The organism is Vibrio qingdaonensis, from assembly GCF_026191675.1.
In the GTDB taxonomy this organism is placed as follows: domain Bacteria; phylum Pseudomonadota; class Gammaproteobacteria; order Enterobacterales; family Vibrionaceae; genus Vibrio; species Vibrio qingdaonensis.
In genome coordinates, this window is sequence record NZ_JAKRRY010000003.1 from 128020 (window position 1) to 146804 (window position 18785).

Here is an 18785-nt window from a genome sequence, read left to right on the forward strand (position 1 = left end):
TCGCTAACCGATTGAATTTTGATCTTTAAATGTACTTTTTTGAGGCTTTAGCTTAAAAACGTGCTCAGATGCAATAAAAGTTAGCTTATTTTTTATCTTGTTGTTGACACTCGTCACAGTGCTAATTAGAATACCGCCAATTTGTCTGTACTACCTCATGGTGCTTTTAAGCCGTATGTAGGGTGTCAGCATTGATATTTTATTTATATTTTTTGCATCTTTATTCTGGAGGTTATCTTGAGTAAACCAGCACTGTTAGTCCTAGAAGATGGGACTGTGTTCCACGGTATTTCCATTGGAGCAGACGGGTTGTCCGTTGGTGAAGTTGTTTTTAATACCTCGATGACGGGGTACCAAGAAATCCTCACTGATCCTTCCTATTCTCAGCAAATCGTTACTCTTACTTACCCTCACATTGGCAATACCGGAACCAATTCCGAAGATGAAGAATCTTCTTCAATCCACGCTCAAGGCCTTGTGATTCGCGATCTTCCTCTTATCGCTTCTAACTTCCGTAATGAACAATCTCTTTCTGATTATCTAAAATCGCAAAATATTGTGGGTATCGCCGATATCGATACACGTAAGCTGACACGTATTTTACGTGAGAAAGGCGCTCAAAACGGTTGTGTTGTTGCGGGTCACAATATTGATGAAGCTCTAGCGCTAGCTAAAGCAAAAGAATTCCCAGGCCTAAAAGGTATGGATCTTGCGAAAGAAGTGACGACAAAAGAAGCGTATCAATGGAAACAAGGTTCGTGGACGCTCACGGGTGGACTTCCTGAGGCGAAAGCAGACAGTGAATTGCCATTCCACGTTGTTGCTTATGACTTCGGTGCAAAAAGAAACATCCTACGCATGCTGGTTGACCGTGGTTGCCGCTTAACCGTAGTTCCTGCTGAAACGTCTGCAGAAGAAGTGCTTGCACTTAACCCTGACGGCGTATTCCTTTCAAATGGCCCTGGTGACCCGGAACCGTGTACTTACGCTATCGAAGCGACAAAAGTGTTCCTAGAGAAAGGTCTACCAATCTTTGGCATTTGTTTAGGTCACCAAATTCTAGCTTTAGCATCCGGTGCTAAAACGGTAAAAATGAAATTTGGTCACCATGGTGCTAACCACCCTGTAAAAGATTTGGATCGTGATGTTGTGATGATTACCTCACAAAACCACGGCTTTGCGGCTGATGAAGCGACGCTTCCAGAGAATCTACGTGCGACGCACAAGTCACTGTTTGACGGTTCTCTACAAGGTATTCACCGTACCGACAAGCCAGCATTTAGCTTCCAGGGGCACCCTGAAGCAAGCCCAGGTCCTGAAGACGCAGCGCCGTTATTCGACCACTTCATTGAACTAATTAAACAGCACAACGCTTAATCCGGAGTAGTAGAGAATGCCAAAACGTACTGACATTAAAAGTATTCTAATTTTAGGTGCTGGCCCGATCGTAATCGGTCAAGCATGTGAGTTTGATTACTCTGGTGCTCAAGCTTGTAAAGCGCTTCGCGAAGAAGGTTACCGAGTTATTCTTGTTAACTCTAACCCAGCGACAATCATGACTGACCCTGACATGGCCGATGCCACTTACATCGAACCAATCCAGTGGGAAGTCGTTCGCAACATTATTGCGAAAGAAAAGCCAGATGCGGTTCTCCCAACGATGGGTGGTCAAACGGCGCTTAACTGTGCACTAGACCTAGAAAAGCACGGCGTTCTTGAAGAGTTCGGCGTAGAAATGATTGGTGCAACGGCAGACGCGATTGATAAAGCAGAAGACCGTTCACGCTTTGATAAAGCAATGAAGTCGATTGGTCTTGAGTGTCCTACCGCGGATACGGCGAAAACGATGGAAGAAGCTTACAAAGTTTTAGACATGGTTGGCTTCCCTTGTATCATTCGTCCATCGTTTACGATGGGTGGTACGGGCGGCGGTATCGCTTACAACAAAGAAGAATTTGAAGAAATCTGTCGTCGTGGTTTGGACTTATCTCCAACTAATGAACTTCTTATCGATGAATCACTTATCGGTTGGAAAGAATACGAGATGGAAGTGGTTCGTGACAAAAACGACAACTGCATCATCGTATGTGCGATTGAAAACTTTGACCCAATGGGTATTCACACAGGTGACTCAATCACTGTGGCGCCAGCTCAAACGCTGACAGACAAAGAATACCAACTCATGCGTAACGCATCTCTAGCAGTACTGCGTGAGATTGGTGTTGAAACAGGTGGTTCAAACGTACAGTTTGGTATCAACCCGAAAGATGGCCGTATGGTTATCATCGAGATGAACCCACGTGTATCTCGCTCTTCTGCACTAGCATCTAAAGCAACAGGTTTCCCAATCGCTAAGATTGCAGCGAAACTGGCTGTTGGCTTCACGCTAGACGAGCTAATGAATGACATCACTGGCGGCGCAACGCCAGCATCGTTCGAACCAACAATCGACTACGTAGTCACTAAGATTCCTCGTTTTAACTTCGAGAAATTTGCCGGTGCTAACGACCGTCTAACGACACAAATGAAGTCGGTTGGTGAAGTAATGGCGATCGGCCGTAACCAACAAGAATCGCTACAAAAAGCACTTCGCGGCCTAGAAGTAGGCGCAACGGGTTTTGACGAAATGGTAGACCTAGATGCACCTGATGCGCTAACCACTATCCGTCATGAGCTGAAAGAAGCGGGCGCAGAGCGCATTTGGTACATCGCTGACGCATTCCGTGCTGGTATGTCGGTAGATGGTGTATTCAACCTAACGCAAATCGACCGTTGGTTCCTCGTTCAAATCGAAGACATTGTTAAGTTAGAGCAAGAACTGAAAGCGAAAGGTTTTGCTGGTCTAAACAAAGACGAGTTAAACAAGCTCAAACGTAAAGGTTTTGCCGATGCGCGCCTATCTAAGATTCTAGGTGTAGCGGAAAGCGAAATTCGTCGTCTACGTGACCAATACGATATCCACCCGGTATACAAGCGTGTGGATACGTGTGCCGCTGAGTTCTCATCAGATACGGCTTACATGTACTCATCTTACGATGATGAGTGTGAAGCGAACCCAACAGACAAAGAAAAAATCATGATTCTAGGCGGCGGTCCAAACCGTATCGGCCAAGGTATTGAATTTGACTACTGTTGTGTACACGCATCACTAGCACTACGTGAAGATGGCTACGAAACTATCATGGTTAACTGTAACCCTGAGACTGTTTCTACAGACTACGATACGTCTGACCGTTTGTACTTCGAGCCAGTAACACTGGAAGACGTACTTGCAATCGCTCGCGTTGAGAAGCCAAAAGGCGTTATCGTTCAGTACGGTGGTCAAACGCCACTTAAACTGGCTCGCGCTCTTGAAGCGGCTGGCGTACCTATTATCGGTACTAGCCCTGACGCCATCGACCGTGCAGAAGACCGTGAGCGTTTCCAAGTGGCAGTAGACCGTCTAGGTCTGCTTCAGCCAGAGAACGCGACAGTGACTACCATGGAGCAAGCAGTAGAGAAATCTCGCGAAATCGGCTTCCCATTGGTTGTACGTCCTTCTTACGTACTTGGTGGTCGTGCGATGGAAATCGTATACGATGAGCAAGACTTACGCCGCTACTTCAACGAAGCAGTAAGCGTATCAAACGAATCTCCAGTACTACTTGATAGCTTCTTAGATGACGCGATTGAAGTGGACGTTGATGCGATTTGTGATGGTGAGCGTGTTGTTATCGGCGGTATCATGGAGCACATTGAGCAAGCGGGTGTTCACTCAGGTGACTCAGCATGTTCTCTTCCTGCCTACACGCTAAGCCAAGAAATCCAAGACGTCATGCGCGAGCAAGTTGAAAAGCTAGCATTTGAGTTAGGTGTCCGTGGCCTGATGAATACGCAGTTTGCTGTTAAGAACAACGAAGTGTACCTCATCGAGGTGAACCCTCGTGCAGCGCGTACGGTTCCGTTTGTATCGAAAGCAACAGGCGCACCAATCGCTAAGATTGCGGCACGTGTCATGGCGGGTCAATCTCTAGAGTCTCAAGGCTTCACTAAAGAGATCATTCCGCCATACTACTCAGTGAAAGAAGTAGTACTGCCATTCAACAAGTTCCCTGGCGTTGACCCACTATTAGGCCCAGAAATGCGCTCTACTGGTGAAGTTATGGGTGTTGGGGCAACATTTGCTGAAGCTTACTCAAAAGCTGAATTAGGTTGTGGTCACATCTACCCTGAGGGTGGTCGTGCACTACTTTCTGTTCGTGAAGGCGATAAAGAGCGCGTCGTTGACCTTGCTTCTAAGCTAACGAAACTGGGTTACCAGTTGGATGCGACTCACGGTACGGCAGTGATTCTGGGCGAAGCGGGCATCAATCCACGTCTAGTGAACAAAGTGCATGAAGGCCGTCCTCACATTCTTGACCGTATCAAGAACAATGAGTACACCTACATTGTGAACACGGCGGCTGGTCGTCAAGCGATTGAAGATTCTAAAGTCCTTCGTCGCGGCGCTTTGGCTGAGAAAGTGAACTACACCACTACGCTAAATGCAGCGTTTGCAACGTGTATGGCTCACACGGCTGATGCGAAAACATCAGTGACCTCAGTTCAAGAACTGCATGCTCAAGTGAACGCAGCGAAAGCTTAAAGCTCACGAAGCACCAGTTACTAGCTAAGTTCTAATGGATAACTAAGCTCTAGTTCTAGCTGAGCTCTAGTTTAAAAAATCCCGCTTTCGAGCGGGATTTTTTTATTTGTAATATAAGTAAGAATCACGTTCCACACTGTTTCCTAATTGGAATAGGTTGTTATCCATTGTTTCGCTTTAATTTATGGTATGAACCCGTACAATTTTGTTTAATTTGATGCAGGTGAGTGGAGTTCATGGACGTTACTTTCGACATATTGATGATGCTATTTTTTGTAGCTGGTTTGGCTGGTTTTATTGATGCAATGGCAGGAGGGGGCGGACTCTTAACGTTGCCAGCACTTTTGTCTGTTGGGGTGCCCCCAACACAAGCGTTAGCGACCAACAAATTGCAAAGCTCATTTGGGAGCTTTTCAGCCACGTGGTATTTCGTTCGAAACGGTATTGTTGATATTAAAGAAATGCGCTTAGCGATTGCGTGTACTTTTATTGGCTCAGCGGTGGGGGCTGAGCTGGTTCAACATATTGATGCTGGTATCTTGACGAGTCTTATTCCGGTCTTACTACTGGGTATTTCGTTATACTTTTTGCTAGCACCTCAAGCTGGAGAGGGCGGGGGTAAGCCAAAGCTGTCTGAGACCATGTTTGCCTTTTCTGTTGGGACTGGTGTCGGGTTTTATGATGGTTTTTTTGGTCCAGGAACGGGTTCTATTTTTACGATTTGTTTTGTCGCCATTGCCCAACTTTCTATTGTGCACGCCACGGCGCGAACCAAGGTTCTGAACTTTACCTCAAATATAGCCGCGTTATTATTCTTTGTTTTGGCTGGCCTCCCTGTGTGGGAAATCGGTTTAGTGATGGCCATAGGCGGCTTCATTGGCGCGCGTATGGGAGCCAAAATGGTGGTCACAAAGGGCAAGAAGTTCATCCGCCCGTTGGTGGTCATCATGTCAATGGTGATGGCGATAAAACTACTCTTGGAACAGCATCCTCAATGGTTTCAATCACTGTTTTAGCTCGATTATTCTTTAATGCCGTTGGTCGGTAAATCAGGTGTATTGGCCGAGTAAGAGCGGATAAAAAGGCAAAGTCAAAACACAGCGCCTCATCAATATGTAATGTCTTAATAATGGACATCGGTACGAGAGCCGGTCCCGCCCCTTTGATCGCAAGCTGGGCGGCGGCCGTGTACGAATCCATTTGCATGCAAGGAACAATTTGGGATTGCTGCAGTAAGGCGGCTTGGTATGTGTTAGCTGGGTTATTGAGATCGTTGGTGATTAGAGTTTTTGGCGCACAGTTTAAAGGTTGATGACTAACAATTTTAAACGGTTCATCAAATAAGTGAGTCGCGTGTAGTCCTAATTTTGCACTGAGGTGCCCCGCACAGAAACCAATCATGGCATCACCCGAACGGACATGCTCAACAATTCTTGGAGTGTGATTAGTCGTGATGGTGAGGTATGGGTCTTGAGCCAGTAATGGGCTAATAAACTCGCTAAGGTAGCCAGCAACGAGCGTTTCAGAGCAGTCAATACGAATCAGGGTTTGATCGCTATGTTGCTGCTCTTCTGATATCAGTCCTTTCAGTTCATTAACGCTGGTGCCAATGCGCTCAATGAGATCTAACGCATCTGGTGTGAGCTTTATCTGTCGACCGTCCGGTTCGATGAGCTTCTTTCCTAAACGTTTTTCTAAGTTAGCAATACGCTTACTCACCGCAGACTGGCCGATGTAAAGTCGGCTGCCTGTACGGCTCATGGTTTTTTCTTGCGACAAGACCAAGAGTGTTTCAATACCTTCAAGTAGCATGGCTATCAATGAAATATGGGAATGGATAATGTCTAGGTTATCACGATTTTAGTGGTTGTGTAGTGAAAGGCAGTGTGCGAGACGTTGGCCAAAGTAGTAAGCGGTGGCAAGGTCGTTGTCATCAACTAAACTGGAGTCGGGTAAGGTACTGGCAACGAGTCCAATAGACGAACCTGTTCTATTAAGCTTAAGTTGGTCGTTGTGCTGTGAGGTGTCTAAACCCGCCCAAAGCATGGCATGCTGGCAGGCTAGGGTGAAAAAGCTAAGCAAGGTTTGCTGTTGCTCTCCATTGAGGCTTCCTCCAACAGTGAAGCCTGCTGCCAACTTATTTCGCCATGCCAGGTCGACGTAATCATTGCTACTGGCATCCATGAATGCTTTAAATTGCGCTGCGGCAGACCCCATATAAGTGGGGCTACCAAACACAATGGCGTCTTGCTGCTGCAAGACGTTAAAGATGTCCTGACGGATATAGCGACCTTCAACAATGTCGCTAGATAGAATCTCAATCTGAGTAGTGGTCACTCCGGCAGCAGTGGATCCCGCGGATATTCTTTCTGCCAGCATTCTCGTTGCGCCAGTGTGAGAAAAATACACGATAGCCATTTTCTTACTCATCAGTGACCTTAGCCTTGTTGGTGATTTTTATTTGATAGCCATCTTCTTGGAGGTTAGGAATAAAATCAACAAAGTTCTGGATACTGTCTAGCGTATCTTCGGTGTAATGCGAGACGTATAACAGTTGGCTAAGGTTCTCTTTGGCAATCATGTTGAGCGCGTTCATAACCAGTTTTCTACCAAGGTAATCAAGTCCTTGATACGGTTCATCTAGAATGAGAATAGTCGGTTGTTTTATAATGGCTCGGGCAATTAATAGTAGCCGTTGTTGGCTGTATTCAAGCGCCTTAAATGAGGATTGGGCAAGGTGTGCCATGTGCAGTAAGGTCAACCATTCTTTTGCGGTATCAATTTGTTTTTTTGTGGGCTTATCGTAGAGCCCTATCGAGTCAAAAAAGCCAGAGAGCAATACATCAAGCGCATTGCAACTGACTCGATATTGCAAGTGTAGTGAGGATGACACCATCCCAGTATGTTGTTTGATGTCCCACACGGTTTCACCACTGCCGCGTTTCATGCCATAAATTTGAATATCGTTGCTGTAACACTGTGGGTGGTCGCCAAAAATCAGACCCAGCAGGGTACTTTTCCCACATCCATTAGGGCCTCGGACTTGCCAGTGCTCACCATGATTGATCTGCCAATTAACATTGGAAAATATCTTTTGGTCAACGTATTCGACACAACCATTGGTAATTTGAATGAGCGGGTCACTAAATGCAGAGGTATGTTGGTGCTTACGGATTAATTCCATCCACTGTTCACTCTGAATCGCGGATTGAGACAGCAATTGGGCGATCAGGGGATGGCAGGCCCATTGCTGGTAACTGAGTTCTTCTTTTAGTGTCCCGTTTTCAAATAAGGCAATATGATTAACCCACGTTGGAATTTCATCTTCTCGTGAGGTAATGAGAATGAGTTGTACATGAGCGGAGAGATCGTAAAGGTAGTCGGCGAGTATTTTTCTGTGGGCATGATCGAGACCAACAAAAGGCTCATCAAGGACGAGGACTTGTGGCGAAGAGGAGAGTGCACGAGCCAACATCACGCGACGAGTTTCACCGGTTGAAAGCTGTTTGAAGCCGCGGTCCTTTAAGTGCAGTAAGTCTAACTCCTGCAGCAGCTGCTCTATGATCACGGGGTTGTCGCACTGTTCAGAAATCAGCTGTATCACACTCCGGCCATGATCGATTCTGTCTAAGAAGTCAGTGTCATCGTTGGCATGTTCTAATTCGAGCAGTCGTTGTTGTTCGGCCAGTGAGACCTGAGCAATGTGGCAGTGGTTGGTATCGACACTGCCCGTATTAGGCTCGATTTCTTGACAGAGTAGATCTCCAATCACGGACCCAACATTACCTTGGGTCTCAAAGACACCCCAGTGCTCTTTATGCTTAAGTTGCCAAAAAGGAATACATAGCGTTTGAGATTGATTGAATTGAACTTGATTGAACGTGATCGCCATGAGATCTCCTTATCTCGAATAAATCCATCTTTCCGCATTACTTGAATAAAAAACGGTCAGGTATTCAACATACTAGAGCAATAAGGAAAATTGAAGTATGAATGTCAGAGAATGGCGCAACTCTGACATTCATATTGTGAGAACGGGCTATTTATCGAGTGCAAACGTTGGTAGAGAGAGTTGCCAGCGAATGGCACCAAGCCGAATGATGAGCGTGGTAATGACACAACTTAAAAAGGCACTTTCTGGCGTCGCACCGAGCATGAGCGTCGTGGTGTAAAAGGCTCCGCCAATAATACAGGCAGTCGCGTAGACTTCGCGGCGTAAAATCATCGGAATTTCTCGGGCGAGGACATCTCGAATAATACCGCCGCCACAGCCTGTTATCACCCCCATAATAATGGCGACTAAGGCCGAGTCTTGATAATTCAGTGCTTTCTCTACTCCGATACCAACAAAAACGGCCAGTCCGATAGCATCTGAGACAGGGAGTACCCACCATGGCAGTCGGCGAGGGTGTCTGATGAGCATCATCGTGAGTAAGCATGTGACAATAATGACCCATAGGTAGGTGGTATCGGTGATCCAGAAGACGGGTGTCGCGCCCAACGACATATCTCGGATGGTGCCACCACCGATTGCAGTGACGCTGCCCAATACCATAACGCCAAAAGGATCCATCCTTAGTCTTCCTGCGAGAATCACGCCTGATATCGCAAATACCATTGTGCCGAATAGATCGACTAAATAGAGCATGGAGTCCACGTTAAATACTCATTGAAAAATGTCTTATTAAAAGTGCGGCAATTTTACGGTAATTATAGACGCTTCGCACCTGATCTTGTCATAGTGCGAGCGAATTCTTATTGAGACTGCCTAACGGTATCGAAATGCTGGCAAACTTGTTCGATGGCCAACAAAGTACGGGGGGTTGGTCGGTTGAGCCAGTCAGACGTCAGTGTCCACATATGCTTTTTCTCGACAGCGGGGAGTTCTGCAGACCACTTCTGCCACATACCGCCATCTTTAATGGCGTGCTCTGACGTGAAAATAGCGTCTGGTTGGCGAACAATAATTTGCTCTGGGCTGACCTGAGGGTAAGGTGCTTTACTGTTGGCAAAGATATTTTCCCCGCCGCAGAAGCGAAAGACTTCACTTGGCCAGCTGCCTTGTGCCAGAGTAATGATTGGTTTTTCACTCAGTTGATAAAAATAACGAACGGGTTTATCGGTTTGTGAGGCTGATTTTAGCGAGTCTAATCGTTGTCGAAAATCGGCGGCAGCGCTTTGGCCGATAGTAGGGTCGTTAGCATAAGCACTGAGCGCTTCGATATTATCAGCGATATTCTCAAGTGTTTTGGTTTTTGAATAGACAAGGTTAAAGCCAAGTTGGCGAAGTTTATCTAACTCACGGGCAGGGTTCCCTGCTGGCCAAACGAGTATTAAGTCAGGTTGCAGTGCGACGATACGTTCGAGTTTAATGCCTTGATAGTTAGCCACACGCTCGAGTTTTTTTGCCGCTTCCGGATAGTCACTGTATTCACTAACAGCAATGAGTTGTTCGCCTAAGCCTGCCGCATAAGCCAGTTCAGTGGCGTGAGGGGCAAGGCTAATGACTCGCTGTGCTGTGGCTAGTGCAGGTGAGGAAAGGCACGCCATAATCATGACTGCCAGAATATGTTTCATCGATTAAAATCCTTTATGAATCATCATCATGATGGTGCTTTGTAGCATTAACCAAATATAGATCCGCCACGCGATATCTTTCTGTAAGACGGCGAGGTGATACGCCGATGGGACTATTTTCCCGCCAATTCGGGCGCGTTGATACTTCGTTGAGTCGTACATCGCAGGCCCACCGAACGAAAGCCCAAACTTGTTTGCGTACCCACATAGCAGCCAATTGGTGATTGGGTTGTGCCAAGTCCGGCTTTGTTCTATGGCTGAAGTAATACTTTGTCGTGATGCGCCTATCATGATAAGCAGTGCGAACAGTTTTTGTGGTGCGGCATCAAGCAAGGAAAAGGCGACAAGAGCAGGCTTACCAAAATGTTGATAGTGAGGTTGAGCAGGGCTCCAACTGCGGGCTAATTCCATCGCCAATCGGTAGATGAGCGCGCCGATTCCACCAAGCAGACCATACCAAAACAGCACGCCAATGACGCGTCGAGAGTAGCCCAATATGAGTGTTTCTGCGGAGGCTTTACCTAATCCAATCAAAGACAAAGGTGATGTTTCTCTATTTACACTCGTTTGTAATGTGGTGCGCACATAGGCTTTATCTTCTTTGGATAAACCGCGTATGAGCAGCTGCGTTAAGGTCTCATTGCCTCGCCAGTCCAATGCTAAAAGTAGCAGTGCTAGTTGATAAAACTGCGCTTGCCAAGCCAATGATTGCATGGCGAGTAATACTGCAATGGTAGGAAGGATAAAAAGTGCCCATGCTAGCAATCCGGAAAACGCTTGTTGGGGCGCGGTGCTAGTTGGCTGATTGACTTTACCTGCGACGGCTATCGCTAAGCGCCGCCAGTAATAAATAGGGTGAGCACTTTGGGGAATAGGAATCAACAGGTGAAAAATAAGTGCGCCCCACATCACGAGAAGCGCACCATTGGCATAGAAACTCTCTAGAAAAGAGTTCATTAACGAATCCTTGTTATTCTAATTAACTCGTCCTTGCAATTTGGTTCTTGTTATCAAATCTTTGTTGACAGCAGAACCCAAGATCAAGCTTGAGCTTATTTGAGTAAGCTGACCATTTTCACAACCATTTCAGATGAGCTTTGTGCTGCTAATGGTAGAAATTCTTCAAAGCTCATTGGTGATTCTTTATCGGCAACATCAGAAATCGCACGAACAACCACAAACGGCGTGTTGAATTGATGACAAGTTTGAGCAATCGCAGACGCTTCCATCTCAACCGCAATGACGCCAGGGAAGTTAGCGCGGATCGCTGCTTGGCGCTCTGGGCGACATACAAATTCGTCACCAGTACAGATAAGACCACGTACCGCGTGTTTATCTTGCATCTGAGCCAGCGCTTGTTCAGCAATGTCCATTAGCTTTTTATCAGCAGTGAATGCCGCTGGTTGACCTGCCATTTGTCCGATTTCGTAGCCAAAAGCCGTGACGTCAGCATCGTGGTGACGAACTTCAGTTGAGATAACCACATCACCTAGGTTAAGCGATGATTCAAAGCCACCTGCAGAACCGGTGTTGATAACGACGTCAGGTTGATAGTCACTAAGAAGAACCGTGGTGCCAACCGCTGCTGCCACTTTACCGATACCCGATTGAAGTAACACAACGTCTGCACCATTGAGTTGTCCCGTGAAAAAGGTACAGCCGCCTTTTTTCACTTCGACTAAATTTTCTAGAGCAGATTTAAGGATAGAAACTTCTTGTTCCATTGCGCCAATTACGCCGATTTTCATAGAGACTCTCTCAAGTTGGAAAACGTATTCGGCGTGCAGTATAGCAATAGTCTTGGTTCACCCCAACTATCTTCTATCAGCCTATTTACCTTCGCTTACCTCTTACAATCAAGGTTGTACTATGAGACCCGTTTCGATGAGTTTGGCTCTAAATGCTTCGACTCGCTTTCTATTCACCTTGAAATCGTAGTAGCCGATACGAGCTTCTGAGCGCACGAGTAGCTGGCCGTCTTCGATTTTTAATTCCATATCGTCAACATAGCGAAAGACTTTCGATTTATATTCTATGCGTAGGTAGTTACCTTCTTTTGCGGCCACGCTTGAACGAGGAAAGCTTAACGCGACGGTTTCTATTTGGTCAATATTCGTGCCGTTGGTGAGTTCAAATGGCGCAATATTGAAGTCTTCACGGTCATCTTGAGTGGAGACACAGCGAGGGCTGTCACCACATGGTAGATGGGAACGGTCGGTCATAGTAGTAGTCCCTGCACCGCATGCGGTGAGTAATAAAAGAGAGAGGGAGACGATAGTGATGTTGTTCATTAATCTTCCTTGTCATGCATGGTCTTTCGTGAGTGCACGTTGAGTGTATAGACACTGCCAATACTCACTTTATGTCGTGATGGTTAACACTGACAAGTCGCAACGTTAAGGTCACCCTTGCTTTCAAGGGTGACGACAGTAGTACGTGTTAACAAAGCATTTAGACTTCTAAGAAGTCTAGTATACCTTCTGCGCCCTTACGTCCTTCATCTATTGCTGTGACAACCAAATCGGATCCTCTTACGGCATCGCCGCCAGCAAAGATCTTTTTATTCGTCGTTTGATACATAAACTCTTGTGTCGACGGGGCTTTAATTCGTCCCCATTGGTCAAGCTCGACACCAAAAGGTTCCAACCATGTCATTTGGTGAGGCTGAAAACCAAACGCCATTATTACAACCTCAGCGGCTAACACATGTTCGCTGCCTTCAACTGGTTCAGGTCGGCGTCTGCCAGCTTCATCCGGCTCGCCTAGCGCAGTTTTGACAACCTTGACGCCGCAGGTATTGCCGTTGCTATCGATCTCTATGCCGAGCGGTTGTAGGTTGAACATGAAGTTAACACCTTCTTCTTTGGCGTTTTTCACTTCGCGTCGGGAGCCTGGCATGTTTATTTCGTCACGGCGGTAGGCACAGACGACGTTGTTCGCTCCTTGGCGAATGGAGGTTCGTACACAGTCCATCGCAGTATCACCGCCGCCTAACACCACGACATTTTTCCCGGCCATGTTCATAAACGGCTGAGTAGTGGGAAGGTCCATGACCTTGTAGGTGTTGGATATCAAAAAGGGCAGCGCATCGTAAACGCCGGGCGCATTCTCATTGTCCAACCCAGCGCGCATGTTTTTGTAAGTCCCCACCCCTAAGAACACGGCGTCATAGTCGCTGACTAACTCTGACATTTTAACGTCTTTTCCTACTTCAGTATTGAGTCTAAATTCGACCCCCATGTCGCTAAAAATTCGGCGACGATTGGTCATGACGTCTTTCTCTAGTTTGAATGACGGGATGCCGAAGGTAAGGAGTCCGCCAATTTCAGGGTAGCGGTCGAAGACAACGGGTGTGACGCCATTGCGAACGAGTACGTCTGCCGCGGCGAGGCCGGCAGGTCCTGCACCAATGATGGCGACTTTTTTATCCGTCCATTCAACGTGAGAAATATCCGGCTTCCACCCCATTTCAAACGCTTTATCGGTGATGTATTTTTCCACATTGCCAATCGTTACTGCACCAAAGTCATCATTTAAGGTACAGGCGCCTTCACATAGCCTATCTTGTGGGCATACCCTTCCACACACTTCCGGTAGACTATTCGTTTGGTGAGAGAGCTCGACGGCTTCAATAATTCGCCCTTCATTGGCAAGCTTTAACCATTGAGGAATATAATTGTGGACCGGGCATTTCCATTCACAATAAGGATTCCCACAGTCTAGACATCGATCGGCTTGAGCGGTGGCTTGCTGCTTGGTAAAGGGTTCGTAAATTTCAACAAATTCAATTTTACGAATCTTGATCGGTTTCTTTGCCGGATCCACACGACTGACATCGATAAATTGGTAAACGTTCTGGCTCATAATTTTAGCTCCTTGCCATTATTGGGCTTGAACGCGCAGTTCGGCGGCGCTTCGGCTTTGGTGACCCAGCAGCGTACGCAAATCCGCAGCTTTTGGTTTAACTAGGTAGAATTTCGGAATCCATTCATCAAAATTCGCTAGAATATTCTCGGCGTGCACCGACCCCGTTTCTTCAAGGTGCTCTGCAATTAGACCTCTTAAATGTTCTTGGTGAATGTAAAGGTCAGCCAGAGCAAGCGCTTCAACAGATTCTTCGTTGACGCGACCATTGAAGTCTTCATTCGCGTCAAGAACATAAGCAAATCCGCCGGTCATACCAGCACCAAAGTTCACGCCTGTTGATCCTAAGATAGCGACAATACCTCCAGTCATGTATTCACAGGCATTATCTCCCGCCCCTTCTATTACCGTGATGGTGCCAGAATTACGTACACCAAAACGTTCGCCGGCTGTACCTGCCGCAAACAGTTTACCGCCAGTGGCGCCATACAGGCAGGTGTTACCAATGATAGTGGCTTCGTTACAGATAAAGGTGGTGCCGACATGAGGCTTAATGACAATTTTGCCACCCGCCATGCCTTTTCCTACGTAGTCATTCGCATCCCCAGTTAGGGTAATATCCACCCCGCCCGCATTCCAAACCCCTAGAGACTGGCCCGCCGTTCCATCTAGGTGAAGTTGAATGGGGCTGCTTGCCATTCCTTGGTTGCCATAACGCTTGGCAATTTCACCCGACAAGCGTGCACCGAGGGAGCGGTCTGTATTTCGTACGTTGTAAAATAAGCGGGTGGATTGTCTTTTTTCCACGGCTGTGAGTGCATCTTCTACAATTTTGCTATTGAGTTCGGCTTTATCAAACGGGTTGTTGGGTTGAGTCCAGTACAATGGGAAATTCTGTGGCGATATCGGGGCTTCCAATATTGGCGATAAATCCAGTTTACTTTGCTTGGCTGTTAACCCTTCCACTGCTTGCAGTAGGTCCGTACGTCCGATGAGATCGGTGAGTTTTTCGACACCCAGCTGCGCTAGGAGCGAACGTACTTCATCGGCTAAGCCTGTGAAGTAGTTAACCACCATGTCTGGCAGCCCTTTAAAGTACTCTTTTCGCAAGGTTTCGTCTTGAGTCGCCACCCCTGTAGCGCAGTTGTTTAAGTGACAGATTCTTAAAAATTTACAGCCCATTGCCACCATGGGAGCTGTGCCAAACCCAAAGCTTTCCGCGCCTAAAATAGCCGCCTTCACCACATCAAGCCCTGTCTTTAATCCGCCATCAACTTGTAGGCGAATCTTATGACGTAAACTATTGGCGACTAACGCTTGTTGCGTTTCTGCAAGCCCTAACTCCCACGGGCAACCAGCGTATTTAACCGAGGTCAGCGGACTGGCTGCGGTGCCACCATCATAGCCTGAAATGGTAATAAGATCGGCGTAGGCTTTGGCAACTCCAGTGGCAATGGTCCCGACACCGGGTTCAGAAACCAGCTTGACTGAAACCAGTGCATTCGGGTTCACTTGCTTAAGGTCGAAAATAAGCTGAGCAAGATCCTCAATGGAGTAAATGTCATGATGAGGGGGAGGGGAAATTAACGTCACCCCTTGTACGGAGTAACGTAGCTTAGCGATTTCTGCGGTGACTTTATGGCCCGGTAGTTGCCCGCCTTCTCCCGGCTTGGCTCCTTGTGCCACTTTGATTTGTAGTACGTCTGCATTACATAAATAATGCGGAGTCACCCCAAATCGCCCAGAGGCAATTTGCTTGATTCTTGAGTTTCGGTTGGTACCAAAGCGTCTTGGATCTTCTCCCCCTTCGCCTGAGTTAGAATACCCACCAAGTTGATTCATCGCCATGGCGAGCGCTTCATGTGCCTCAGGGCTTAGCGCACCAATAGACATGGCAGCAGAATCAAAACGTTTGAATAGATCGCTAGCAGGCTCAACTTGCGATAAGGAAAGTGGAGACACAGATGTTTTCAAAGTCATGAGATCGCGCAACATGGCGACTGGGCGAGTATTCACTTGCGTGGCAAAGGATTGATAGTCTTGTGTGTCACCCGTCTTAACGGCTTGTTGTAAGGTGCCAACCACGTCAGGGTTATAGGCATGATACTCTCCGCCGTGGACATATTTTAATAGACCACCGTGTTCGGTTGGTTTGCGTTTTGTCCAAGCTTTGCGTGATAAATTGAAAATATCTTGCTGGAAATCTTCAAAGCTCGCGCCTTGAATTCGGGCCGTCACGCCTTTGAAGCAGAGCTCAACCACGTCATCATGGAGTCCGACGGCTTCGAAAAGCTGTGAGCATCGATAGGAGGCGATGGTTGAAATGCCCATTTTCGACATGATTTTATACAGGCCTTTATTAATGCCGTTTTGATAGTTTTGCATGGCAACGCGATAGCTTTTGTCGAGTACGCCATCTTCGACCATTTTACTGAGTGTTTCATAGGCAAGGTAAGGGTAGACCGCCGTTGCCCCAAAGCCTAATAGAACAGCAAATTGATGAGGATCCCTTGCCGTGGCGGTTTCCACTAATAGATTGGTGTCGCAACGTACGTTGGCGTTTATCAGTTGTGTTTGTACTGCGCCAACCGCCATAGCCGCGGGAATCGGTAAGCGGCCTTTCGTGAGTTCTCGATCAGAAAGCACCAGCAACACAGTTCCGGCTTTAACCACTTCTTCCGCTCGGACACATAAATCGACAATGGCTTGCTTAAGGTCTTTTTGCTGCGGGTCAAAGTTGATGTCCAGAACGGTGTGTCGATAATGCTCTTTACTTAGGTTAAGGAGTTGCTGCATGTCTGAGTAAAGCAGAACTGGTGAGTTAAAAGCGACGCGGTAGGCATGTCCATCTGTTTCACAAAAAACATTCATCTCTTGCCCTACGCTGGTAGCCAGTGACATGACATGCTTTTCGCGTAGCGGATCGATGGGTGGGTTGGTGACTTGAGCAAACTTCTGCCTGAAGTAGTCAGTAATGAGACGCTCTTTTGAGGACAGGACTGCCATCGGCGTATCATCACCCATGGACCCCACCGCCTCTTGACCCATATCACCTAATACCCGTAGTACTTGATCGGTTTCTTCATTGCTCATGGCAAATTGTTTCTGATACGTACTTAATTGTGTAGCATCGAAACTGCGTTTACCCACTTCATCGTCCGACAACTCAGAAAAAGGCGTTAACTTATGGACATTATTCTCCATCCACTCTCGATAAGGGTGGCGACTTTTTAGATCGTCATCAATTTCATTTGAATGCCATAATTTGCCATCTTGAGTATCGACAACTAATAGTTCTCCGGGTCCGACTCGTCCTTTTTCTGCAACTTCATCTGGGGCGTAATCCCAAATGCCCACTTCAGAAGCAAGAGTAATAAGGTTGTCTTTAGTGATGACATAGCGGGCAGGTCTTAACCCGTTGCGGTCAAGGTTACACGCTGCGTAGCGTCCATCAGAAAGTACAATACCTGCAGGACCGTCCCACGGTTCCATATGTTTTGAATTAAAATCATAAAATGCGCGAAGGTCGGGATCCATATCAGGGTGGTTTTGCCACGCGGGTGGCACGAGCATTCGCATCGCTCTGAATATATCCATCCCTCCCGATAAAAATAGATCGAGCATATTATCTAGGCTTGAAGAGTCTGAACCTGTTTCGTTAACAAATGGTGCGGCGGTTTGTAAATCAGGCAGCAGAGGAGAAGCAAATTTGTATGCGCGCGCTTTTGCCCATTGACGGTTACCTTCAATAGTGTTGATTTCACCATTATGAGCAAGATAGCGAAAGGGTTGTGCCAGTGGCCAACGAGGCTGGGTATTCGTAGAAAATCGCTGGTGGAATAAACAGATCGCTGACTCCATTCTAAGATCGGCAAGATCAAGGTAGAAGCGCGGAAGATCCGCAGGCATACAGAGGCCTTTGTAGACAATAACCTGTGTGGATAAGCTACAAATATAGAACTCTGAGTCGTCAGCGGTGGCTTGCTCAATGCGTCTTCTAGCAATGTAAAGGCGACGCTCAACATCTTGCTCACGCCAGCCTGCTGGTGCTGAGACAAAACATTGCACTATGTTAGGCAGTGATTCTGCTGCGATGGGGCCTAGCACGTCCGGGTTGACTGGAACTGTGCGCCATCCTGAAATAGTTAAGGTTTCTTGCGCGAGTTCTTTGGTGATAGTGTCTTTGGTTGCCTGTGCTTTGACAGGATCATTGGATAGAAACAGCATGCCGACAGCGTATTGTTTACTCAGATTCCATTGATTTTCTTGTGCGAGAAGACGAAAGTAAGTGTCTGGTTTTTGCAGTAGTAGACCGCAACCATCGCCTGTTTTTCCATCGGCAGCGATACCACCACGGTGTGTCATGCGATCGAGCGCAGAGATGGCGGTACGAACTAATTTGTGGCTGGGCTGGCCTTGCATATGTGCGATAAGGCCAAATCCGCAGTTGTCCTTCTCAAGACTTGGGTCATAAAGAGCCATTGCCTTTCTCCCTTTGAGCGTGCTGTCTTCCTGACAGTAAATTGATGCTTTTTAATGATTTTTCTTTTTATAAGAATCAAAAATCCATGAGTTATATTTTTAACAAATAGTGCGAATTTTATTTGCACCAACTTCACAACGTATAGCTTATGGTTGTAAACGTCAAGTATTCAGCATGTCATCATGTAGAACTGAGAAAAACCATGCATTTACCTGAATCGTCAGGTGGTGTTGCAGC

The 18785-nt window shown here is 46.9% G+C and carries 13 protein-coding genes; 3 read left to right on the plus strand and 10 right to left on the minus strand.

The features are described from left to right. Window positions 1-237: 237 nt before the first annotated feature. The 3 genes from carA (at window position 238) to MD535_RS04210 (ending at window position 5640) form a co-directional block, all read left to right on the plus strand. Window positions 238-1377 carry a glutamine-hydrolyzing carbamoyl-phosphate synthase small subunit gene (gene carA / locus MD535_RS04200; protein ID WP_265673681.1) on the plus strand — a complete coding sequence of 380 codons (1140 nt, stop codon included), beginning with the start codon at window positions 238-240 and terminating at the stop codon, window positions 1375-1377. 16 nt (window positions 1378-1393) lie between these two features. Continuing rightward, window positions 1394-4624 (plus strand): carbamoyl-phosphate synthase large subunit, encoded by a 3231-nt coding sequence (gene carB, locus MD535_RS04205; RefSeq protein WP_265673682.1) that lies wholly within the window; start codon window positions 1394-1396, stop codon window positions 4622-4624. A 236-nt stretch (window positions 4625-4860) separates the two neighbouring features. Continuing rightward, window positions 4861-5640, plus strand: a complete 780-nt coding sequence (locus MD535_RS04210; RefSeq protein WP_265673683.1) for a TSUP family transporter — start codon at window positions 4861-4863, stop codon at window positions 5638-5640. Here the strand turns inward: MD535_RS04210 and MD535_RS04215 are convergent. The 10 genes from MD535_RS04215 to gltB all read right to left on the minus strand — a co-directional run bounded on the left by MD535_RS04215 (window position 5570) and on the right by gltB (window position 18547). After that, on the minus strand, window positions 5570-6436 hold the full coding sequence (locus MD535_RS04215; RefSeq protein WP_265673684.1) for a LysR family transcriptional regulator: 867 nt from the start codon (window positions 6434-6436) through the stop codon (window positions 5570-5572). The genes MD535_RS04210 and MD535_RS04215 overlap by 71 nt on opposite strands. A 48-nt stretch (window positions 6437-6484) precedes the next feature. Further along, window positions 6485-7057 carry a flavodoxin family protein gene (locus tag MD535_RS04220; protein ID WP_265673813.1) on the minus strand — a complete coding sequence of 191 codons (573 nt, stop codon included), beginning with the start codon at window positions 7055-7057 and terminating at the stop codon, window positions 6485-6487. Further along, a complete protein-coding gene (gene modF, locus MD535_RS04225) occupies window positions 7047-8516 on the minus strand; it encodes a molybdate ABC transporter ATP-binding protein ModF (protein ID WP_265673685.1) in 1470 nt (489 codons plus the stop codon). Before modF ends, MD535_RS04220 begins: the two co-directional genes overlap by 11 nt. A gap of 147 nt (window positions 8517-8663) precedes the next feature. Continuing rightward, window positions 8664-9281, minus strand: coding sequence for a TRIC cation channel family protein (locus MD535_RS04230; RefSeq protein WP_265673686.1), 618 nt, complete (start codon window positions 9279-9281; stop codon window positions 8664-8666). A gap of 98 nt (window positions 9282-9379) precedes the next feature. Further along, window positions 9380-10201, minus strand: a complete 822-nt coding sequence (btuF, locus tag MD535_RS04235; RefSeq protein ID WP_265673687.1) for a vitamin B12 ABC transporter substrate-binding protein BtuF — start codon at window positions 10199-10201, stop codon at window positions 9380-9382. Window positions 10202-10204: 3 nt separating this feature from the next. Next, complete coding sequence (locus MD535_RS04240) at window positions 10205-11158, minus strand: cobalamin biosynthesis family protein (protein ID WP_265673688.1); 954 nt, start codon at window positions 11156-11158, stop codon at window positions 10205-10207. Between the two features lie 95 nt (window positions 11159-11253). Continuing rightward, on the minus strand, window positions 11254-11949 hold the full coding sequence (gene mtnN, locus MD535_RS04245; RefSeq protein WP_265673689.1) for a 5'-methylthioadenosine/S-adenosylhomocysteine nucleosidase: 696 nt from the start codon (window positions 11947-11949) through the stop codon (window positions 11254-11256). Between the two features lie 108 nt (window positions 11950-12057). After that, window positions 12058-12492 carry a DUF1499 domain-containing protein gene (locus MD535_RS04250; RefSeq protein WP_265673690.1) on the minus strand — a complete coding sequence of 145 codons (435 nt, stop codon included), beginning with the start codon at window positions 12490-12492 and terminating at the stop codon, window positions 12058-12060. 160 nt (window positions 12493-12652) lie between these two features. Beyond that, window positions 12653-14065: an FAD-dependent oxidoreductase gene (locus MD535_RS04255; protein WP_265673691.1), complete on the minus strand. Its 1413-nt coding sequence runs from the start codon at window positions 14063-14065 to the stop codon at window positions 12653-12655. 18 nt (window positions 14066-14083) lie between these two features. Beyond that, the gene (gene gltB / locus MD535_RS04260; RefSeq protein ID WP_265673692.1) at window positions 14084-18547 is read right to left on the minus strand and encodes a glutamate synthase large subunit; all 4464 of its coding nucleotides are present in this window, start codon (window positions 18545-18547) and stop codon (window positions 14084-14086) included. Window positions 18548-18785: the final 238 nt, after the last annotated feature.

What these genes read in the sequence shown, in the direction of transcription:
- carB (WP_265673682.1), top strand. Translation starts at nt 1,394, where the DNA reads ATGCCAAAACGTACTGACATTAAAAGTATTCTAATTTTAGGTGCTGGC.
- MD535_RS04210 (WP_265673683.1), top strand. Translation starts at nt 4,861, where the DNA reads ATGGACGTTACTTTCGACATATTGATGATGCTATTTTTTGTAGCTGGT.
- MD535_RS04215 (WP_265673684.1), bottom strand. Translation starts at nt 6,436, where the DNA reads ATGCTACTTGAAGGTATTGAAACACTCTTGGTCTTGTCGCAAGAAAAA.
- modF (WP_265673685.1), bottom strand. Translation starts at nt 8,516, where the DNA reads ATGGCGATCACGTTCAATCAAGTTCAATTCAATCAATCTCAAACGCTA.
- btuF (WP_265673687.1), bottom strand. Translation starts at nt 10,201, where the DNA reads ATGAAACATATTCTGGCAGTCATGATTATGGCGTGCCTTTCCTCACCT.
- MD535_RS04240 (WP_265673688.1), bottom strand. Translation starts at nt 11,158, where the DNA reads ATGAACTCTTTTCTAGAGAGTTTCTATGCCAATGGTGCGCTTCTCGTG.
- mtnN (WP_265673689.1), bottom strand. Translation starts at nt 11,949, where the DNA reads ATGAAAATCGGCGTAATTGGCGCAATGGAACAAGAAGTTTCTATCCTT.
- MD535_RS04250 (WP_265673690.1), bottom strand. Translation starts at nt 12,492, where the DNA reads ATGAACAACATCACTATCGTCTCCCTCTCTCTTTTATTACTCACCGCA.
- MD535_RS04255 (WP_265673691.1), bottom strand. Translation starts at nt 14,065, where the DNA reads ATGAGCCAGAACGTTTACCAATTTATCGATGTCAGTCGTGTGGATCCG.
- gltB (WP_265673692.1), bottom strand. Translation starts at nt 18,547, where the DNA reads ATGGCTCTTTATGACCCAAGTCTTGAGAAGGACAACTGCGGATTTGGC.